Source organism: Loktanella sp. D2R18 (assembly GCF_003318235.1).
Classification (GTDB): Bacteria; Pseudomonadota; Alphaproteobacteria; order Rhodobacterales; family Rhodobacteraceae; genus Yoonia.
In genome coordinates this window covers 79,317-98,320 of sequence record NZ_QOCG01000016.1, presented here as the reverse complement: position 1 = coordinate 98,320, position 19,004 = coordinate 79,317, and the positions used below count along the sequence as shown (strand labels likewise).

At 54.0% G+C, this 19,004-nt stretch carries 20 protein-coding genes; 16 read left to right on the top strand and 4 right to left on the bottom strand.

Translation table 11 applies throughout. The features are described from left to right. Positions 1 to 11: 11 nt before the first annotated feature. A complete protein-coding gene (gene dxs, locus DS901_RS10135; RefSeq protein ID WP_113776826.1) occupies positions 12 to 1,925 on the top strand; it encodes a 1-deoxy-D-xylulose-5-phosphate synthase in 1,914 nt (637 codons plus the stop codon). Positions 1,926 to 1,931: 6 nt separating this feature from the next. Here the strand turns inward: dxs and DS901_RS10130 are convergent, their stop codons facing one another. Next, on the bottom strand, positions 1,932 to 2,708 hold the full coding sequence (locus DS901_RS10130; protein ID WP_113776850.1) for an ion transporter: 777 nt from the start codon (positions 2,706 to 2,708) through the stop codon (positions 1,932 to 1,934). 190 nt (positions 2,709 to 2,898) lie between these two features. Between DS901_RS10130 and DS901_RS10125 the strand changes: the two genes are divergently transcribed. Then, on the top strand, positions 2,899 to 3,552 hold the full coding sequence (locus DS901_RS10125) for a hypothetical protein (protein ID WP_113776825.1): 654 nt from the start codon (positions 2,899 to 2,901) through the stop codon (positions 3,550 to 3,552). Here the strand turns inward: DS901_RS10125 and DS901_RS10120 are convergent. Then, on the bottom strand, positions 3,518 to 4,366 hold the full coding sequence (locus tag DS901_RS10120) for an SDR family oxidoreductase (protein ID WP_113776824.1): 849 nt from the start codon (positions 4,364 to 4,366) through the stop codon (positions 3,518 to 3,520). The two genes, DS901_RS10125 and DS901_RS10120, sit on opposite strands and share 35 nt — an antisense overlap. Before the next feature lie 319 nt (positions 4,367 to 4,685). Here DS901_RS10120 and DS901_RS10115 point away from each other — a divergent pair, with 319 nt between their 5' ends. After that, entirely contained in the window at positions 4,686 to 6,020 is a 1,335-nt protein-coding gene (locus DS901_RS10115; protein WP_113776823.1) for an NAD(P)-dependent oxidoreductase, read from the top strand. Between the two features lies 1 nt (position 6,021). Next, positions 6,022 to 7,326, top strand: a complete 1,305-nt coding sequence (gene preA, locus DS901_RS10110; RefSeq protein ID WP_113776822.1) for an NAD-dependent dihydropyrimidine dehydrogenase subunit PreA — start codon at positions 6,022 to 6,024, stop codon at positions 7,324 to 7,326. A 42-nt stretch (positions 7,327 to 7,368) separates the two neighbouring features. Here the strand turns inward: preA and DS901_RS10105 are convergent, their stop codons facing one another. Continuing rightward, positions 7,369 to 7,980 (bottom strand): TetR family transcriptional regulator C-terminal domain-containing protein, encoded by a 612-nt coding sequence (locus tag DS901_RS10105; protein WP_113776821.1) that lies wholly within the window; start codon positions 7,978 to 7,980, stop codon positions 7,369 to 7,371. A gap of 170 nt (positions 7,981 to 8,150) precedes the next feature. On the opposite strand from DS901_RS10105, the gene DS901_RS10100 reads away from it, so the two are divergent. From DS901_RS10100 to DS901_RS10060, 9 genes are read left to right on the top strand one after another with little or no spacing between them, the layout of a single operon-like run. Continuing rightward, positions 8,151 to 9,401, top strand: coding sequence for a Zn-dependent hydrolase (locus tag DS901_RS10100; protein ID WP_113776820.1), 1,251 nt, complete (start codon positions 8,151 to 8,153; stop codon positions 9,399 to 9,401). Between the two features lie 23 nt (positions 9,402 to 9,424). Then, on the top strand, positions 9,425 to 9,661 hold the full coding sequence (locus tag DS901_RS10095; protein ID WP_147249901.1) for a hypothetical protein: 237 nt from the start codon (positions 9,425 to 9,427) through the stop codon (positions 9,659 to 9,661). A 13-nt stretch (positions 9,662 to 9,674) separates the two neighbouring features. After that, positions 9,675 to 11,129, top strand: a complete 1,455-nt coding sequence (hydA, locus tag DS901_RS10090; RefSeq protein WP_113776818.1) for a dihydropyrimidinase — start codon at positions 9,675 to 9,677, stop codon at positions 11,127 to 11,129. Between the two features lie 7 nt (positions 11,130 to 11,136). Further along, positions 11,137 to 11,592: a hypothetical protein gene (locus DS901_RS10085; protein ID WP_181820832.1), complete on the top strand. Its 456-nt coding sequence runs from the start codon at positions 11,137 to 11,139 to the stop codon at positions 11,590 to 11,592. A gap of 1 nt (position 11,593) precedes the next feature. Continuing rightward, positions 11,594 to 12,373 carry an ABC transporter ATP-binding protein gene (locus DS901_RS10080; RefSeq protein WP_113776816.1) on the top strand — a complete coding sequence of 260 codons (780 nt, stop codon included), beginning with the start codon at positions 11,594 to 11,596 and terminating at the stop codon, positions 12,371 to 12,373. Beyond that, positions 12,366 to 12,794: a GNAT family N-acetyltransferase gene (locus DS901_RS10075; protein WP_113776815.1), complete on the top strand. Its 429-nt coding sequence runs from the start codon at positions 12,366 to 12,368 to the stop codon at positions 12,792 to 12,794. Before DS901_RS10080 ends, DS901_RS10075 begins: the two co-directional genes overlap by 8 nt. Continuing rightward, positions 12,791 to 13,711: an ABC transporter permease gene (locus DS901_RS10070; RefSeq protein WP_113776814.1), complete on the top strand. Its 921-nt coding sequence runs from the start codon at positions 12,791 to 12,793 to the stop codon at positions 13,709 to 13,711. Before DS901_RS10075 ends, DS901_RS10070 begins: the two co-directional genes overlap by 4 nt. Next, complete coding sequence (locus DS901_RS10065) at positions 13,708 to 14,559, top strand: ABC transporter permease (protein WP_113776813.1); 852 nt, start codon at positions 13,708 to 13,710, stop codon at positions 14,557 to 14,559. The genes DS901_RS10070 and DS901_RS10065 overlap by 4 nt, the downstream gene beginning before the upstream one ends. A gap of 42 nt (positions 14,560 to 14,601) precedes the next feature. After that, positions 14,602 to 15,588, top strand: a complete 987-nt coding sequence (locus tag DS901_RS10060) for an ABC transporter substrate-binding protein (protein ID WP_113776812.1) — start codon at positions 14,602 to 14,604, stop codon at positions 15,586 to 15,588. Positions 15,589 to 15,829: 241 nt separating this feature from the next. On the opposite strand, the gene DS901_RS18575 is transcribed toward DS901_RS10060, so the two are convergent. Further along, positions 15,830 to 16,165 (bottom strand): hypothetical protein, encoded by a 336-nt coding sequence (locus DS901_RS18575; protein ID WP_147249900.1) that lies wholly within the window; start codon positions 16,163 to 16,165, stop codon positions 15,830 to 15,832. Between the two features lie 107 nt (positions 16,166 to 16,272). Here DS901_RS18575 and panB point away from each other — a divergent pair, with 107 nt between their 5' ends. The 3 genes from panB to DS901_RS10045 all read left to right on the top strand — a co-directional run bounded on the left by panB (position 16,273) and on the right by DS901_RS10045 (position 18,998). Beyond that, a complete protein-coding gene (gene panB / locus DS901_RS10055) occupies positions 16,273 to 17,103 on the top strand; it encodes a 3-methyl-2-oxobutanoate hydroxymethyltransferase (RefSeq protein WP_113776811.1) in 831 nt (276 codons plus the stop codon). Beyond that, positions 17,100 to 17,942 carry a pantoate--beta-alanine ligase gene (gene panC, locus DS901_RS10050; protein WP_113776810.1) on the top strand — a complete coding sequence of 281 codons (843 nt, stop codon included), beginning with the start codon at positions 17,100 to 17,102 and terminating at the stop codon, positions 17,940 to 17,942. The genes panB and panC overlap by 4 nt, the downstream gene beginning before the upstream one ends. A 120-nt stretch (positions 17,943 to 18,062) precedes the next feature. Beyond that, complete coding sequence (locus DS901_RS10045; RefSeq protein WP_113776809.1) at positions 18,063 to 18,998, top strand: glycosyltransferase family 2 protein; 936 nt, start codon at positions 18,063 to 18,065, stop codon at positions 18,996 to 18,998. The last annotated feature ends 6 nt before the right edge of the window (positions 18,999 to 19,004 follow it).

Here is a 19,004-nt window from a genome sequence, read left to right as displayed (position 1 = left end):
GGGTAGCGACGATGACCAGCCAGCCACATACACCCGTTTTGGACCGTGTGAACACACCAGCGGATATGAAGCAATTGACGGATGCCGAATTGCGTCATCTGGCCGATGATCTACGGGCCGAAACGATTGCTGCGGTGTCGGTCACTGGTGGTCACCTTGGCGCGGGCCTTGGCGTTGTCGAAATGACGGTCGCGATGCATGCTGTGTTTGATGCGCCCAAAGACAAGATTATCTGGGATGTGTCCCACCAATGTTATCCGCATAAAATCCTGACCGGGCGGCGCGATCGTATCCGCACGCTACGGACCGAAGGCGGGCTATCTGGGTTCACGAAACGATCCGAGAGCCGATATGATCCCTTTGGCGCGGCCCATTCGAGCACGTCGATTTCTGCGGCGCTTGGCTTTGCAGTGGCGCGCGATTTGGGCGGTGAAGGTGGCGATGCGATTGCGGTGATTGGCGATGGCGCGATGTCAGCGGGCATGGCCTATGAGGCGCTGAACAACGCAGGTCATCTGGGCAAGCGCTTGATCGTGATCCTGAACGACAATGAAATGTCGATTGCACCGCCGACTGGCGCGATGTCTTCCTATCTGTCGCGGCTTTATGCTGGCGAGCCATTCCAAGAATTCAAAGCGGCCGCTAAAGGGGCGGTGTCGCTACTGCCCGAACCGTTTCGCGAAGGTGCGAAACGCGCCAAAGATATGCTCAAGCATATGACTGTTGGCGGCACCTTGTTCGAAGAGCTTGGCTTTTCCTATCTTGGTCCGATTGATGGTCACGATATGGAACAGCTTTTGTCCGTTTTGCGCACCGTGAAAGAACGCGCAGACGGGCCAATCCTGATCCATGCGATGACCAAAAAGGGCAAAGGCTATGCCCCTGCCGAGGGCGCGGATGACAAAGGTCACGCGCGCGGCAAATTCGATGTGATTACTGGCGAACAGAAAAAAGCGCCGAGCAACGCGCCGTCATATACATCTGTTTTTTCGGATACGCTGATCAAACTGGCAGCTGATGATCCTAAGATTTGCGCGGTGACGGCAGCGATGCCCGATGGGACTGGGCTGGACCGCTTTATGACACGCTATGCTAGCCGGTGTTTTGACGTGGGCATTGCCGAACAGCACGCGGTAACATTCTGCGCGGGGCTTGCGGCTGGCGGGATGCGTCCGTTTTGCGCGCTTTATTCGACGTTCTTGCAACGTGGTTACGATCAGGTTGTACATGATGTGGCTATCCAGCGCTTGCCGGTCCGTTTTGCGATTGATCGCGCTGGGCTTGTCGGGGCCGATGGCGCGACCCATGCTGGCGCTTTTGATGTGGCGTTTTTGGCGAACTTGCCCGGAATGGTCGTTATGGCCGCTGCGGATGAAGCTGAGTTAGTGCGTATGGTCGCAACAGCCGCCGCCTATGATGATGGCCCGATTGCATTTCGTTTCCCGCGCGGCGAAGGCGTTGGTGTCGAGATGCCACAAAACCCCGACCTGTTGGAAATCGGCAAAGGCCGCATGATCACGCAAGGATCGCGGGTTGCGATCCTGTCATTCGGGACACGCCTACAAGAAGTTACCGCCGCGTGTGAAGCATTGTCCGCCAAAGGGATCACCCCAACGGTCGCAGATGCGCGTTTTGCCAAGCCGTTGGATAAGGACATGATCCTCAAACTTGCCGCTGACCACGAGGCGCTGATCTGCATCGAAGAAGGCAGCGTCGGCGGTTTTGGATCGCATGTTGCGCAATTGCTTTCTGACGCGGGCGTGTTTGATCAAGGCCTGAAATTCCGTTCCATGGTTTTGCCTGATTCGTTCATCGATCAGGCTAGCCCCCGCGCGATGTATGACACCGCCGGGCTAAATGCATCAGATATCGAAGCGAAAGTCTTGGATGTCCTCGGGGTGGCGAGTTTGGAACAACGGGCTTAATCGTAGCTATTTATCCAGACCGGTTAACCGCTTTTCAATCGCATCTAGCTTGGCCATCACTTCGTCACGGTAAGCATCTGTCGCGGCGTTATCTTCTTCGGCATGGGCGTCTTGCATCGAATTCACGATCAAACCGACCAGCAGGTTCACAACGGCGAATGTTGTTACCAAGATGAAGGGCACAAAGAATGCCCATGCATATGGGTAGACTTCCATGATGGGGCGGACGATTCCCATCGACCAGCTTTCGAGCGTCATGATCTGAAACAGCGAATACCCAGATTGGCCCAGACTGCCAAACCATTCTGGGAAGCTATCGCCGAATAGTTTTGTCGCCATGACGGACCCGATGTAAAAGACGATGCCCATCAGCAGGAATACGGATCCCATGCCGGGAAGAGCGGTAATGAACCCTTCGACGACACGCCGCAAAGACGGCACCACAGAAATAACGCGCATCACGCGAAAGATACGCAACGCACGCAGCACCGACAAGCCGCCGCCGCCGGGCAACAGCGATACGCCGACAATCACAAAGTCAAAGATGTTCCAGCCGCTACGAAAAAATCGCGGCCCAGAAGCAAAAAACTTGGCCAGCAATTCGATCACAAAAATGGTCAAACACAGCTGGTCCAAGAAGGTGATCAACCCGCCGACCTTCGCCATTAATGGTTTTGAAGTTTCTAGCCCAAGGATAATGGCATTAAACACAATCACGCCGATGATCAGGTTAACAAACAGAGGCGTGTTCAGCAGCGTTGCAGTTTTTTGGCGCAAAGTCATGTCGTGTCCCTTAGGTGCAAAAACAGGATCGATATGCGGTCTTTGGCTGTGATCGGCAAGAGTTACGTCGGCCTGCATGGGCAGATTGATGCCTGCGAATTTGCTAGCGATGGATTTTGCAGCAGACGCTGCGTCATCATAGACGCCTCGCGAAATTCCACGCACCCTCCCTGCACGAGGAGGAATTCATATGGCGCGCTTTATTCATATCTACCGCTGGGCGGTATTCTTGCTGGCGGGGGGCTATGTTCTGCGGACGCTGGTCTTTGGTGGCTATGATGGTTTTGGAGGGCCCGCGCGTTACTTGACGATCTGGGCGCTGTTTGCATCGTTCTTTGCAGCAAGCCGTATGATGGCTATCCAAGAGGGACGCTCTGACAAGCGTTGGGACGGCTTCGTTTGCATGACATCGGTCATCAACGCGATGGTCGTATTCTTGTTTTGGCGCCTGTATTTTGGTGATCCAACTTCGGTGACCAGCGACGGCCAATTGATGGCATGGCACCTTGAGCTCTATTTGCATTTGTTCGGGCCATTGCTGCAGCTTTTTGATACGATCTTTATTCACCGCAGTTATCGCCGCCTTGTCCCGGCATTTGCATGGATGGCTGGAGTGATCGGTAGCTATGTGTTTTGGGCCGAATTTGCCGTCGGTCCGATGAATGCGACGCCCGTTGGCACCGTGACGAACGGCTTGCCCTATCGTTTCTTAAATGATCTCGAATTGCCGCAGCGCATGGTGTTCTATGGCGCGAACGTCGCCATTGCGATTGTGTTATTGCTGTTGTTCGCGACAATCGCATGGGGCGTTAGGCGGGCTTTTCCTGCGCCAGCAGCGCTTTAAGGCCCGTGCGATAGTCCGGGTAAAGCAATTGCACCCCCAGCTCGGATTTAATTCGATCATTTCGGACCATCTTGCTTTCGGCATAAAAACTGCGGGCCATCGGGGTCATGTCAGCAGTTTCGAAATCCATCGCCGGCGGCAGGGGGCGCCCCAGTAGCACAGCCGCGTAGCCAATCACATCTTGTGGCGGGGCGGGGTCGTCATCGCAAACATTGTAAACTGCGCCCGGATTTGGACGGGCCATCGAAGCAGCAAGCACTTGCGCGATGTCGCCAACGTGGGTGCGACTGAAAACTTGGTTTTCTTTGATGATGCGCCGTGCCGTGCCATTGCGGACCTTTGCGAACGGCCCGCGACCGGGGCCGTAGATGCCAGCAAGGCGGAAGATATGAAGGGGCAGATCGGGGATCGCGGCCCATGCGGCCTCTGCCTTGACCCGCGCGATGCCGCGTTTGGTTGCAGGGGTTAACGGGGTCGTTTCATCGACCCAGCCGCCGTTATGGTCACCGTAAACACCGGTGGTTGATAGGTATCCCACCCATTTGAATTGCGCGGCACGGGCGGTAATTTCGGCTTGCAGTGCGGCCAAAACCGGATCGCCAGCCGCATCTGGGGCGATGGAGATCAAAAGATGTGTCGCCGCATCCAGTGCTGCCGTCATATCCGTGCCCGGCCATTGCACGATTTGCGCGCCGTCTTCCGGTGTCGGCTCACCGCGGGTTGTGCCCAAGATGCTGTGGCCTTGTGACCGCAAAACCCGCCCGAGTGCTTGGGCGCTATAGCCGTATCCAAATGTCAGAACTGAATATTTCATGTGTCTTAGGTGCCGGAGTGGTTAGGCGTTCGCAAGTCCAGCGGGCACAATGCGACCTAAAATTTCCGTAGATTGGCCGGTGGGCTGATGAATATTTTGGCAATTTTGCTTTGCAATACCGGACTTGGGTCGCGTTAACTAGCGGGCGCGAGTCCAAAAAATATTCTTTAGGTATTCGAAGTGTATGCATAAAATACCTTATTCTAGAAGGTGTGTAACCCGTCGCTCCCAAATAATTTTCCAAATTTCAAAAATTTACCATTTGATAAAAAATAGACCTGTGCCAAGGTACCAGCAGAAGCCACGACAGGAAGATCAAATGTCCAGCCAAATGACTCCGGGTATCGCCGCAGCGCGATTACCTTCTGAAACCGTCGAGACTCACTTCGCGGATTTGCACGCTCCACTTGCCCCGCACGAGGCCTCCGTCGCCGCAGATCGCTGCTATTTTTGTCATGATGCACCCTGCATGACGGCCTGCCCGACGTCGATTGATATTCCATTGTTCATTCGTCAGATCAGCACTGGTACTGCCGAAGCGGCAGCGAAAACAATCTTTGACCAGAACATCCTTGGCGGCATGTGCGCCCGCGTTTGTCCCACAGAAGAACTTTGTGAACAAGCCTGCGTGCGCGAAGCCGCTGAAGGTAAACCGGTTGAGATTGGCCGCCTGCAACGCCACGCGACGGATAAGCTGATGGCAAAACAAAGCCATCCGTACACACGCGCTGACTCCACTGGTAAAACCGTCGCCGTTGTTGGTGCCGGACCTGCCGGGCTGGCATGCGCGCACCGTCTTGCGATGCTTGGCCATGGTGTTGTGATGTTTGATGCGCTGCCAAAATCTGGTGGTCTGAACGAATATGGAATCGCCGCCTATAAAACGACGGATGACTTTGCTGCGCGCGAAGTCGATTGGCTGCTGGGCATTGGTGGGATCACGGTTGAAAACGGCAGACGGTTGGGCGCGGATCTGTCGCTGGATCAGTTGCAGGTCGATTATGATGCGGTTTTCCTTGCCGTTGGGCTTGGTGGCGTGAATGCGTTGCGCGCATCCGGCGAAGATAAGAACGGCGTCGAAGATGCAGTCGATTTTATCAAGGCGTTGCGCCAATCCAGCGATCTGACAAAACTGCCGGTGGGTCGCGACGTTGTCGTGATCGGCGGCGGGATGACCGCCGTGGATGCGGCTGTGCAGTCTAAACTGCTCGGCGCGCAGAACGTCACAATCGCCTATCGCCGAGGCCGCGAAGGTATGAGCGCAAGCCCCTATGAACAAGATCTTGCCGCGTCAAAGGGCGTGCGGTTGATGTTTAACGTTCAACCTGTCGCCCTGCACGGCAATGGCACAGTGCACGAGATTGAACTGGAATACACCACTGATGATGGCAACGGTCTGAAAGGTACCGGTGAAATGATCCGGTTGCAGGCCGATCAAGTGTTTAAGGCAATTGGCCAGACGCTTGAAACCGACGCTGGGCTTGAATTGTCAGGCCGCAAAATCGCGGTAACCGAAACCGGGTGCACCAGCGTTGCAGGTGTTTGGGCCGGCGGTGATTGCGCTAGCGGTGGCGATGATTTGACGGTCACTGCCGTTGCCGAAGGTCGCGACGCGGCAATGGATATTCATGCAACCTTGATGGGGAGCAACTAAAATGGCTGATCTAACAACAGAATTTTTGGGCATCAAATCTCCGAATCCTTTCTGGCTGGCCTCGGCCCCGCCAACGGATAAAGAATACAACGTCCGCCGCGCGTTCGAGGCAGGATGGGGCGGTGTCGTTTGGAAAACTCTTGGGGCCGAAGGGCCGCCAGTGGTGAACGTGAACGGCCCACGCTATGGCGCGATTTACGGTGCCGATCGGCGGTTGCTCGGGCTGAACAATATCGAATTGATCACGGATCGCGATCTGCAAACTAACTTGGATGAAATCACCCGCGTCAAAGCGGATTACCCTGACCGCGCGATCATTGTGTCAATCATGGTGCCTTGCGAAGAAGACGCTTGGAAAGCGATCCTTCCAAAGGTCGCGGCAACCGGCGCTGATGGGATTGAGCTGAATTTTGGTTGCCCGCATGGCATGGCCGAACGGGGTATGGGATCGGCTGTCGGCCAAGTACCTGAATACATTCAGATGGTCACGGAATGGTGCAAGAAATACTATGACAAGCCTGTTATCGTTAAGCTGACGCCAAACATCACGGATGTCCGCAAACCTGCGCAAGCTGCCAAAGATGGTGGCGCGGATGCGGTCAGCTTGATCAATACGATCAATTCTATCACCAGCGTTGATCTTGACGCGATGGCGCCGCAGCCGACGATTGATGGCAAGGGCACGCACGGTGGTTATTGCGGTCCAGCCGTGAAACCCATCGCGATGAGCATGGTTTCCGAAATCGCGCGCGATCCCGGCACCCATGGCTTGCCGATTTCCGGCATTGGCGGTGTGACCACTTGGCGTGACGCGGCTGAATTTATGGCGCTGGGCTGTGGTAACGTGCAGGTTTGTACCGCCGTGATGACCTATGGCTTTAAGATCGTTGAGGAAATGATCAGCGGGCTGTCACAATGGATGGATGAAAAGGGCTATACCTCGACTGCTGATTTTGTCGGGATGGCCGTGCCAAACGTGACGGATTGGCAGTATTTGAACCTAAACTACGTGGCTAAAGCTAAGATCAATCAAGATGATTGCATCAAATGCGGGCGTTGCTACGCGGCCTGCGAAGACACCAGCCACCAAGCAATCGCCATGTCAGAAGATCGCACATTCAGCGTTATAGATGAAGAATGCGTCGCCTGTAATCTTTGCGTTGACGTCTGCCCGATCGCAAATTGTATCACAATGGAAGCAATGACACCCGGTGAAATCGACCCGCGCACGGGGGAAATTGTCAAAAAAGACTACGCGAATTGGACAACGCACCCCAATAATCCGAGCAACTTTGCGGCGGAATAGTCCCTGAAAAGGGCCTTGGCAGGATATCTGCGAGGGCCCTTTTTACGTCTTAGGCGGCGTCAACATTCGGCGAAACAGCGTATCGAGATAATTCATCGCGTCGCCGAACGGATCAATCCCACCCAAAACAGCCCGCACTTGCACATCGAAATCGGCATAATGCTGCGTTGTTGACCAGATTGAAAATATCAAATGGTAAGGGTCGACAGGTGCAATTTTGCCCGCAGCTTCCCATTCCTTAATGACCACGGCTTTCTCACCGACCAGCGTGCGGAGATCTTTGCTCAAATGCTCCGCGATATGCGGCGCACCAAGAAGAATTTCGTTCGCAAAAAGACGGCTTTCGCGTGGGAAGTCTTTGCTCATGGTGAGCTTGCGATGCACGTAGCCCAAAATCTCTTGGATCGGGTCGCCGTGAGGATTCAACTTAAGCAGTGGGTCAAGCCACGTCTCCAAAAGCTTTTCGAGAAGAGCCGTATAAATCGCGTCTTTCGACCGAAAATAATACAGCAGATTCGGCTTTGATAGCCCCGCGGCTTCGGCGATTTGATCGAGCGTCGAACCGCGCAGCCCATACTGCGAAAAAACTTCAAGCCCAGCAGACATAATTGCCGCGCGATTGCGTTGTTGAATGCGTGTTTCAGGCTTGTTCATGATGGGTAACTGCTCATTTTTTGGGCGTCTACTTTGACTACTCGGTATAACTGTTTTCTTTTACAGCATATGCGTGTCTTTTGCGCGGAAAACTTGACTGGGCCTTTGTCTCTGATAGCCTCTCTTTGACCAGTTGGTCAAATCAAGACGAACATATGCGGAGACACTTCATGACAGCCCCAGGCCAAAACTTAAAGATCAACGGCGCACGTTTGTGGGATAGCTTGATGGAGATGGCAAAAATCGGCCCCGGCGTTGCTGGTGGGAACAATCGGCAGACCTTGACCGACGAAGATAGCGAAGGCCGCCACCTGTTCCAAAAATGGTGCACCGAAGCAGGTTGCACGATGGGGCTTGATCAGATGGGTAATATGTTTGCGCGTCGCGAAGGCACTGACCCCGATGCGCTGCCTGTCTATGTCGGATCGCATTTGGATACGCAGCCAACGGGCGGTAAATATGATGGCATTCTTGGTGTGTTGGGCGGTTTGGAATTGCTGCGCACGATGAATGATCTCGATATCAAGACCAAACACCCCATCGTAGTGACCAATTGGACCAACGAAGAAGGCACGCGTTTTGCCCCAGCGATGCTGGCCTCTGGCGTTTTTGCAGGGATGCACACCCAAGATTGGGCCTATGATCGGACCGATGCCGAAGGCAAGAAATTCGGCGATGAGCTGGCGCGGATCGGCTGGAAAGGCGAGGAAACCGTCGGTGATCGTAAGATGCATGCGTTCTTTGAATTGCACATCGAACAAGGCCCGATTCTTGAGGCTGAAAACAAGCAAATCGGCGTTGTCACCCATGGCCAAGGGCTGTGGTGGTTGCAGGTCACTTTGACCGGTAAGGACGCCCATACCGGATCGACCCCGATGAATATGCGGGTGAATGCGGGGCTTGGGATGGCGCGGATCACGGAATTGGTTCACACGATTGCGATGGAAAATCAGCCCGGTGCTGTTGGTGCGATCGGGCAATGTGATGTTTACCCCAATTCGCGCAACGTGATACCCGGGAAGGTGGTGTTCACCATCGATTTCCGGTCACCTGATCAGGATAAGTTGGATGGCATGAAAGCCCGGCTTGAGGCCGAAGCCGTGCCAATTATTGAAGAATTGGGTCTAAAAATGGAAATCGAAGCCGTCGGTCACTTTGACCCGGTAACGTTTGATCCGACCTGCGTGAAAGCAGTACGCGATGCGGCAGATCGTTTGGGTTATTCCCATATCGATATCATTTCTGGCGCTGGCCACGATGCCTGCTGGATCAACCGATTGACACCGACTGCGATGGTGATGTGCCCCTGTGTTGATGGCCTAAGCCATAACGAAGCCGAAGAAATTAGCCCAGAATGGGCAGCAGCCGGGGCAGACGTGCTGTTCCACGCAGTTGTCGAAACCGCGCAGATCGTTAGCTAATCATGCGGATTTGGCAACGCCATATGATAAAATGCGGGGCGGTCTTTACCGTCCTTGCACTGCTGTCGGCTTGTGCTTTGCCGACCGTTGATCCGATTGAGATACCCTCAGATGTTGCCGATTTCATCCCGCCAGACATCGATATGTCCGAAGTGAACCGCGACACGAACGGGTGTTATTTTTATACCTACGGGGCCAGCCTGTTTACCGTTGAAGACGATAACGGCACCCCGATCTGCCACCCAGATTTAAGTGCCTAAAAGGAGACACGCCATGACCACAGTGATCAAAAACGGAACCATTGTCACAGCCGACCTGACCTATAAGGCGGATGTGTTGATTGACAATGGCACGATCATTGAGATTGGTCAGAACCTTTCGGGCGCAGACGAACTGGACGCCACAGGTTGCTATGTCATGCCCGGCGGGATCGACCCGCATACGCACCTCGAAATGCCATTTATGGGCACCTATTCTACAGATGATTTCGAAAGCGGCACGCGGGCCGCACTTGCTGGCGGCACGACGATGGTTGTCGACTTTGCTCTGCCGTCCCCTGGTCAGGGTTTGCATGATGCGTTGCAAATGTGGGATAATAAATCAGGCCGCGCGGCCTGTGATTATTCTTTCCACATGGCAGTCACTTGGTGGGGCGAACAAGTCTTTAACGAGATGGAAAGCGTAATCAAAGAGCGCGGCATCAACACGTTCAAACACTTCATGGCCTACAAAGGCGCGTTGATGGTGAACGATGATGAAATGTATGCGTCGTTCAAACGCCTTGGCGAACTTGGCGGCATCGCGATGGTCCACGCTGAAAACGGCGATGTGGTTGCAGAGCTGTCTGCCAAATTGCTGGCCGAAGGCAACACAGGCCCCGAGGCGCACGCCTATTCGCGTCCCCCACAGGTCGAAGGCGAAGCCACAAACCGCGCCATCATGATCGCCGATATGGCAGGCGTGCCGCTTTATGTGGTGCACACGTCTTGCGAAGACAGTCACGAGGCCATTCGCCGTGCCCGGATGCAAGGCAAGCGCGTTTGGGGTGAGCCGCTGATCCAGCACCTAACCTTGGACGAAAGTGAATATTTCAACCAAGATTGGGATCACGCTGCGCGCCGTGTGATGTCGCCGCCGTTCCGTAATAAGCAACACCAAGACAGCCTTTGGGCCGGTCTGCAAAGCGGATCATTGTCGGTGGTTGCAACCGACCACTGCGCGTTTACAACGGAACAAAAACGCTACGGCGTGGGTGATTTCACGAAAATCCCGAATGGCACGGGCGGGTTGGAAGACCGGATGCCAATGCTGTGGACAAATGGCGTGGCAACAGGTCGTCTGACGATGAATGAATTTGTCGCGGTGACATCCACCAACATTGCGAAAATCCTAAACTGCTACCCGAAAAAAGGTGCGGTTCTTGTCGGCGCTGATGCGGATTTGGTGGTCTGGGACCCCGAAAAATCCAAAACGATCACAGCTGAAACGCAAGTATCAGCGATTGATTACAACGTGTTTGAAGGCAAAGAGGTCAAGGGCCTGCCGCGCTTTACCCTCACACGCGGTCAGGTTGCGATTTATGACGGTGAAATGCGTGCCCAAGAAGGCCACGGTAAATTCGTTAAACGTGCACCCAATACGGCCGTGAACAAAGCACTGTCATCGTGGAAAGAAGTGACCAACCCACGTCCAGTGCAGCGAACAGGGATACCAGCAAGTGGGGTTTAACATGCGAATGCAGGCGGCGAATGCGACTTTGCCGTCCAAATACGAAAACCAATTCGGAGTTACATTTGGGGCAACGTTCTTTTTAACTTTGATTGCTGTTCCGCTTCTTCTTTCTGGTGGCGGTCAAGAACAAATATCTGGCGGTGCATTCGTCGTCTTTTTGATTGGCGGTTCGGCTATAGCAGCTATGACCGTTTTAAAGTCGGTGATTGTTGCTGCGCTCGTATTTTTCCCGACATACAAAATTGTGACGCTGTTTCTAGCGCGACGTCTGACCTATGTTCTTTGCTCTGCCGTTTCCGCCTTTTTCAGCGCGAGCGTTGCATTGGTCATAAATATCGACTTCTTTCCTCCGGGGTTAACACTGGACGGAAACTTATGGACATTTTCATCTTGGGTAGGAGTTATCGCAATGCTGATAGCGGTTTTTGTGTCTTCTATGCAGATGGCGACAGGTAAATAATATGAACGATCCGATCATAGCCGCACGCGGTCTCGACCTTACATTTAAAACAAATGATGGGCCTGTGCATGCACTTAAGGACGTGAACCTTGAGATCAATAAGGGTGATTTCGTCAGTTTTATTGGCCCGTCAGGCTGTGGCAAAACCACGTTTTTGCGCTGTATGGCGGGGCTGGAAACGCCGACCGCTGGTACACTCACGGTGAATGGTATGCCCCCTGAAGAAGCCCGTAAAGCACGCGCCTATGGGTATGTGTTTCAGGCGGCGGGGCTATATCCTTGGCGCACAATCGGCGGAAACATCCGCCTGCCGCTTGAGATCATGGGCTTTAGCAAAGCCGACCAAGCCGAACGTGTTGAACGAGTGCTAGAACTGGTTGATCTGGCTGGGTTTGAAAAGAAATTCCCGTGGCAGCTGTCTGGCGGAATGCAGCAGCGCGCGTCTATTGCGCGCGCGCTGGCGTTTGACGCTGATATTTTGCTGATGGATGAACCCTTTGGTGCGCTTGATGAAATCGTGCGTGACCACTTGAACGAACAGCTATTGCAGCTGTGGGCGCGGACTGAAAAAACCATTGGCTTTGTCACACATTCGATACCCGAGGCGGTTTACCTATCGACAAAGATCGTTGTGATGTCCCCACGTCCGGGCCGGATCACCGATGTGATCGAAAGCCCCTTGCCGAAAGAACGTCCCTTGGACATTCGCGATAGTGCTGAATTCATCGAAATTGCGCACCGGGTGCGTGACGGTCTGCGCGCGGGGCATTTGGATGACTGAAGCAAAAATACGGCGCGCGGTTGCCGCTGATGGTCCGCCCTGCGGTGCCATAGTGAACGGTTGGATCGATAGAACCTCTTGGATGCCACGCACGCTTGCTCCGGATGCAATTGTTGATGCGCTGACCAAGGGTCTCGCAATGCGCGAAGCCTATGTACTAGGTGATCCTGTCGAAGGGTATTTGTCGATTGACCCCGCGGAAAGCCATATAGGGGGTTTTTACGTTGAAAACACAGGGCAGGGGGCCGGCTCCGCTTTGTTGAGCCGGGCCAAAGAAAACCGCGACTATCTCAAGCTTAACACCCATGCTGCAAATGATCGGGCACATAAGTTCTATCGCCGACATGGATTTATTCAGATCGGGGATGCTTGGTTGGGTGATGATGGCATTGACGAAATCACGATGGAGTGGAACCGATGAAGTCCATTCTTCCTGTTCTGACCGTTGTCGGCGCGATTCTGTTGCTTTGGGTGCTGGCCGTTGTACCGATGAATATGCATTTGACTGCGGATCAGGCGCAGCGTGATGGGCTGGTTGTTTCACCTGAAACACCCGCTGCCCGTCAAGAATACTCGGGGCTCGGTCTCACCCTACGCAATCCGGGGCTGATCGCGGCAACATTCGTCCAAGAACGTCCGCGTCTTCCATCGCCACATCAGGTCGCGGTTGAGATGTGGAACACGATTGTTCTGAAAAACATCACATCAAAACGGTCACTGGTCTATCACGGCTGGGTCACGCTTTCTGCGACTTTGCTGGGATTTGGGATCGGGACCGGTCTTGGTATTCTTTTGGCCGTCGGGATCGTCTATAATCGCGCGATGGACATGAGCGTGATGCCATGGGCCATTGCCAGCCAGACCATTCCGATTTTGGCACTTGCACCGATGATCATCGTGATGCTGGGGTCTATTGGTATTCAGGGATTGTTCCCAAAAGCGATTATTAGTGCATACCTTAGCTTTTTCCCCGTCGTTGTTGGCATGGTCAAAGGTCTGCGTAGCCCGGATGGCATGCAGCTTGATTTGCTGCGCACCTATCATGCCAGCGCGTCGCAAGGTTTTTGGAAGCTACGTTTGCCAGCCTCAGTGCCCTATCTGTTTACATCACTCAAAATTGGCATCTCAGCAGCGCTGGTCGGCGCGATTGTCGCCGAACTGCCAACAGGCGCCCGCGCAGGATTTGGCGCGCGGATGCTGGTCGGTGATCAATACGGGCAGCCGTTGGTCACATGGGCGGCATTATTCGCCGCCGCGATTACTGCGGCATCTCTGGTTGGGTTGTTTAGCTTGTTAGAACGTCTGACCTTGCGTCGGATGGGGATGGTGCAGGCATGATGTGGCTTGGAATACTTGGTGCGTTGGGCATTTGGGGCGTGGGTTGGTTTGCCAACACGCGGCTGGCCAATGGGCCGCAGTCGCAGACCCGGTTTGTGCAGCTTTTGGTGCCGGTCATCTTTGGCGTGACTTTGCTGTTGATGTGGGAATGGCTGGTACGGATGCTTGAGATTTCGGCCGTCATCCTGCCGGCGCCTTCGGTCATTGGCGAACGGTTGATGCAAGAAGGCCCCCGACTTTCGGCCGATTTTGAACAGACGGTCATCAAAGGTGCGATGACTGGCTACATTGTCGGCGGCATCGCTGCCTTTGGGGTGGCGATCCTTGCGGACCGGTCTGATTTTTTGACGCGCGGCATTCTACCCGTGGGTGGATTTATGGCCGCACTGCCCATTGTTGGCACGGCGCCGATCTTTGTGAAATGGCTGGGCAGCGATTGGGAATCCAAAGCCGCCGTTGTGGGCGTCATGGTGTTTTTTCCTATTCTTGTGAATACGGTTGCTGGATTGCGGGACACGACCGTCATGCAGCGCGACCTGATGCGCACTTACGGCGCGGGCTATTGGCCGACATTGTTTAAACTGCGACTGCCTGCCGCAATGCCGTTTATTTTTAATGGGTTGAAAATTGCCACAACTCTAGCGCTAATTGGCGCGATTGTTGCTGAATTTTTTGGCTCTCCGACGGTTGGGATGGGGTTTCGTATCTCAACAAGTGTCGGGCAGCTTGCGTTAGATATGGTCTGGGCTGAAATTGTCATAGCCGCGATTGCTGGCAGCTCACTTTATGGGCTGATGGCGTGGATCGAAGGGCGGGTTACGTTCTGGCACCCGTCACAAAGGAAATAACACGATGCCCGCAAATGGGCGCTAACTGACTTGGAGGTCAAAATGAAAAAACTTATGACAGCGGCGGCGCTTGCCGCAGGCCTAGGCAGCCCGGCAACTGCGGGTGAAAATGATGTGACGCTGCAATTGCAGTGGGTCACACAGGCACAGTTTGCGGGCTATTACGTCGCACTTGATCAAGGTTTCTACGAGGCCGAAGGGCTTGACGTGACAATCCTGCCCGGTGGTCCAGACATTGCCCCGCCCCAAGTTCTGGCCGGTGGCGGCGCTGACGTCATGCTGAACTGGATGCCTTCTGCGCTGGCTGCCCGTGAAAAGGGTCTGCCCGTTGTGAACATCGCGCAGCCGTTCAAAACTTCAGGCCTCATGCTGACCTGCTGGAAAGATTCCGGCATTGAGAGCGTTGCGGATTTCCCCGGTAAAACAATCGGCGTTTGGTTCTTTGGCAACGAATACCCGTTCCTGTCATGGATGGCCCAAGAAGGCATTTCCACTGATGGCGGTGAAGACGGTGTCACCGTTCTTAAGCAGGGCTTTAACGTTGACCCACTGCTGCAGCGTCAGGCTGATTGTATTTCAACAATGACTTACAATGAGTATGGTCAGGTTCTTGATGCAGGTGTTTCCCCGGACGAACTGATCACATTTACCTATGAAGATCAGGGTGTTGCGACGCTTGAAGACGGCATCTATGCGTTGGAAGAAAACCTTGAAGATCCTGTGTTCGTTGACAAAATGGTCCGCTTTGTACGCGCGTCCATGGAAGGCTGGAAATGGGCCGAGGAAAACCCAGAAGAAGCCGCTGGCATCGTGCTTGATAACGATGAAACAGGTGCGCAGACCGAAGCCGCACAAATCCGCATGATGGGTGAAATCGCCAAGCTGACCGCAGGGTCAAACGGCGCATTGGACCCAGCTGACTATCAGCGCACCGTTGATACGCTGCTTGCTGGCGGTTCTGATCCGGTGATCTCTGCCGCGCCAGAAGGTGCATGGACAAGCGTCATCACGGATGCCGCGCTGAACTAAGCGATACGATCGCCCGCCGCGGATTTTATCCGGGGCGGGTTTTCTTTGCGATCTGGGCCACACCCATGCAGTTCAAAAATAGGAAGTTTTTTTCACCAAATTTTGGGACGATTTTGTACACAAAGCGATAATCAGGGCGTCTTTGCTAATCGCAGCGCATGTCCGCTTCGAGCTCATTGTGTTGCAAAGCTCTTTTAGCTAAATTCTGCAAGTTACGCGGCGACCGGCAATTTACTCACATTCAGTAGCTTCCAAAGGAAAAATAAATGTTGGGATTGATTGCTTTGCTATGTTCGCTGATTTGTTCGGGTGTGTGGCTCTTGATGCTGTTTTCAGGCAATAAATCAGGGCTAATTTTTGGCCGTAGTTTTGAAAGCTTCATGTTCGCTAGTGTTAGCTGCGCAGTTGCCGCAGCAATTTTGCTACGCATTGGCATTTGAGTAGTAAGCCGTTTCGCAGGAACAACGAAACTGAACCAAGGTCGCTTTGCCCGCGTAGCAGGCATTAGCATCGATCGTTTGGAATGATAGCGTTCATTGGGCTTGTAGCCCCAAGTTTGCTTGCCCTGCTCTCGCATTTCTTCCCAACGTTAGGTAAAATCAACTTTGTCGCATCGCTAGATGCTGGAAAGCGCGTGGTTTTGCTGGTAACGGCGGTTAACTTTCGTATCCGGTGGAGGACCAGATGAGCGCAACCGCAAAAAAACGAGCCCCTTTGCCCGTTGATATTCTGGCGGCAAAGGGCGGCACGCCTTTGGTCAGCCTGACTGCATACACCACGCCAATGGCGCAGATGATGGATGATCATTGCGACTTTGTTTTGGTGGGCGACAGCGTTGGGATGGTCTTGCATGGGCTGCCGTCAACGCTTGGCGTAACGATGGAAATGATGATCATGCATGGGCAGGCCGTTGCGCGCGGGCTGAATAGCGCGATGATGGTGATCGATATGCCGTTCGGGTCGTATGAAGAAAGCCCTCAGCAAGCATTTCGCAACGCCGCGCGTTTGATGCGTGAAACAAGTGCGGGCGCGGTGAAGCTTGAAGGTGGCGTCGCAATGGCCGAAACCATCGCGTTTCTTGTCGCACGGGGCATCCCAGTGATGGCGCATGTCGGGCTAACGCCGCAGTCGGTGAACACGCTGGGTGGTTACAAGGTTCAAGGCCGTGGAAATGACGGTGCGAGCGCCCTGATCGCTGATGCCCAAGCCGTCGCTGATGCGGGTGCCTTTGCTGTGGTGCTCGAAAAAGTGCCTGAAAACCTTGCAAATGAAATCACCGAGACGATTGAAATCCCGACCATCGGGATCGGCGCAAGCGCGGGATGTGACGGCCAAATCTTGGTGGTTGATGACATGCTTGGCCTATTCACCGCGTTTAAAGCGAAGTTCGTGAAACGCTACGCGCATCTTGGCGATGATGCAGAGAAAGCGATCGCGGCCTATGCAGATGAAGTTCGCGCGCGTAGCTTTCCTGCACCCGAGCATATTTTTGCAGACAAGGCCCCCAAGACATGATCGCACCGATTGAACGGACCCTGAACGCTTTGCGCGTGCAAACAGCTGTTTGGCGCAAAGCTGGCGAATCTATCGGTGTTGTGCCAACCATGGGCGCATTGCATCAGGGGCATTTGTCGCTGGCGCGTGCTGCGCGCAAAACCTGCGACAGGGTGATCGTGACGATTTTCGTGAACCCTAAGCAGTTCAACAACCCAGATGATCTAGAAAACTACCCACGCACGGAACATGACGATGCGCGCAAACTGGAATCTACGGGTGTAGATTTGATCTATGTGCCTGACGCGGATCAGATTTATCCTGACGGGTTTGCGACGACGGTCACCGTGTCTCGATTGACCGATATGCTGTGCGGCGCGACCCGCCCGGGTCATTTTGACGGTGTCGCAACTGTCGTTCCCAAGCTGTTCTTGCAATCAAGCGCGGACAAAGCGTTTTTTGGCGAAAAAGACTACCAACAACTGCAGATCGTGCGCCGTTTGGCCAAAGATTTGGATATCCCGATTGAGGTCGTCGGCTGCCCAACCATCCGCGAAGAAGACGGGCTCGCGATGTCGTCGCGCAACCTGTTGTTGTCGGATCGCTCACGCGTATTTGCCCCGATCCTTGCCGAGGTGATGGAGGATTTGCGTGATCAGTTGCTTGCAGGCGCCGCAATGACAGAGGTCGGTGCAGAAGCACGTGCACGCATCTTTGCCGCAGGGTTTAATGATATCGACTATCTGGAACTGCGCGATGGCACTGATCTTGGGCTGTTGAACAAGACCCAACCCGGCGCACGGTTGTTTGCCGCTGCGTGGTTGGCTGGGGTGCGATTGATCGACAATATCGCGGTTTAGACTGCGGCACCTTTGTCACCCATTCCTACCTACGAATGGCAGCATGAACTTATCACTGTTAAGGTTTTGATTGCTCATTTATAAAGCAGTTCAATGTGTACCTAATGATGGGCTGATCACGTGCCTCAATCCGATGAAAAAGTCGTAGTTCTGATCCCCTGCTATAATGAGGCCAAGCCAATTGGCCTTGTCGTAGCGGACTTCAAAAAGGCGTTGCCGGACGCGGATATCTACGTCTATGACAACAACTCATCGGATGACACGGCCGCCGTGGCCAAGGCCGCGGGTGCGATTGTACGGTCAGAGCCGCAACAGGGCAAAGGCAATGTCGTGCGCCGGATGTTTGCCGATATAGACGCGGATATTTACGTGTTGGTCGATGGCGACAACACCTACGAAGCAGGCGCAGCCCGCGATATGATCACTAAGCTCAAAGAGGAATCGCTTGATATGGTCAGCGGATGCCGTGTGACTGAAATTCAAGAGGCCTACCGCCCCGGCCATCGCCTTGGAAACTGGATGCTGACCGGTTTGGTTGCCACGATTTTTGGCCGTCGTACCAGCGACATGCTGACCGGATACCGAATTTTTTCGCGTCGTTTTGTCAAGAGCTTCCCGGCGCTTTCGCATGGGTTCGAGATTGAAACAGAGCTGACCGTGCACGCGCTAGAACTGCGGATGCCCATCGCAGATCACGACACGGTCTATATCGACCGCTTGCCGGGCTCCGATAGTAAATTGAACACAATTCGTGACGGGGTGCGCATTTTACGGGTGATTGTTTCATTGGTCAAAGAAGAACGGCCTTTGCCGTTTTTTGGTGGTATTGCCGTTCTTTTGGCACTTTTGTCCGTGATCATCGGTTACCCGATCCTAACCGAATTCTTTGCAACCGGGTTGGTGCCACGTATTCCTTCGGCAATTTTGGCCTCTGCGATCATGATCATCGCAACCCTGTCATTCATGGCGGGCTTGATTTTGGATACTGTCACCCGTGGCCGCCGCGAGATGAAGCGCCTTGCCTATCTATACCATCCAGCGCCGCGTGACGGCTAGATCGCG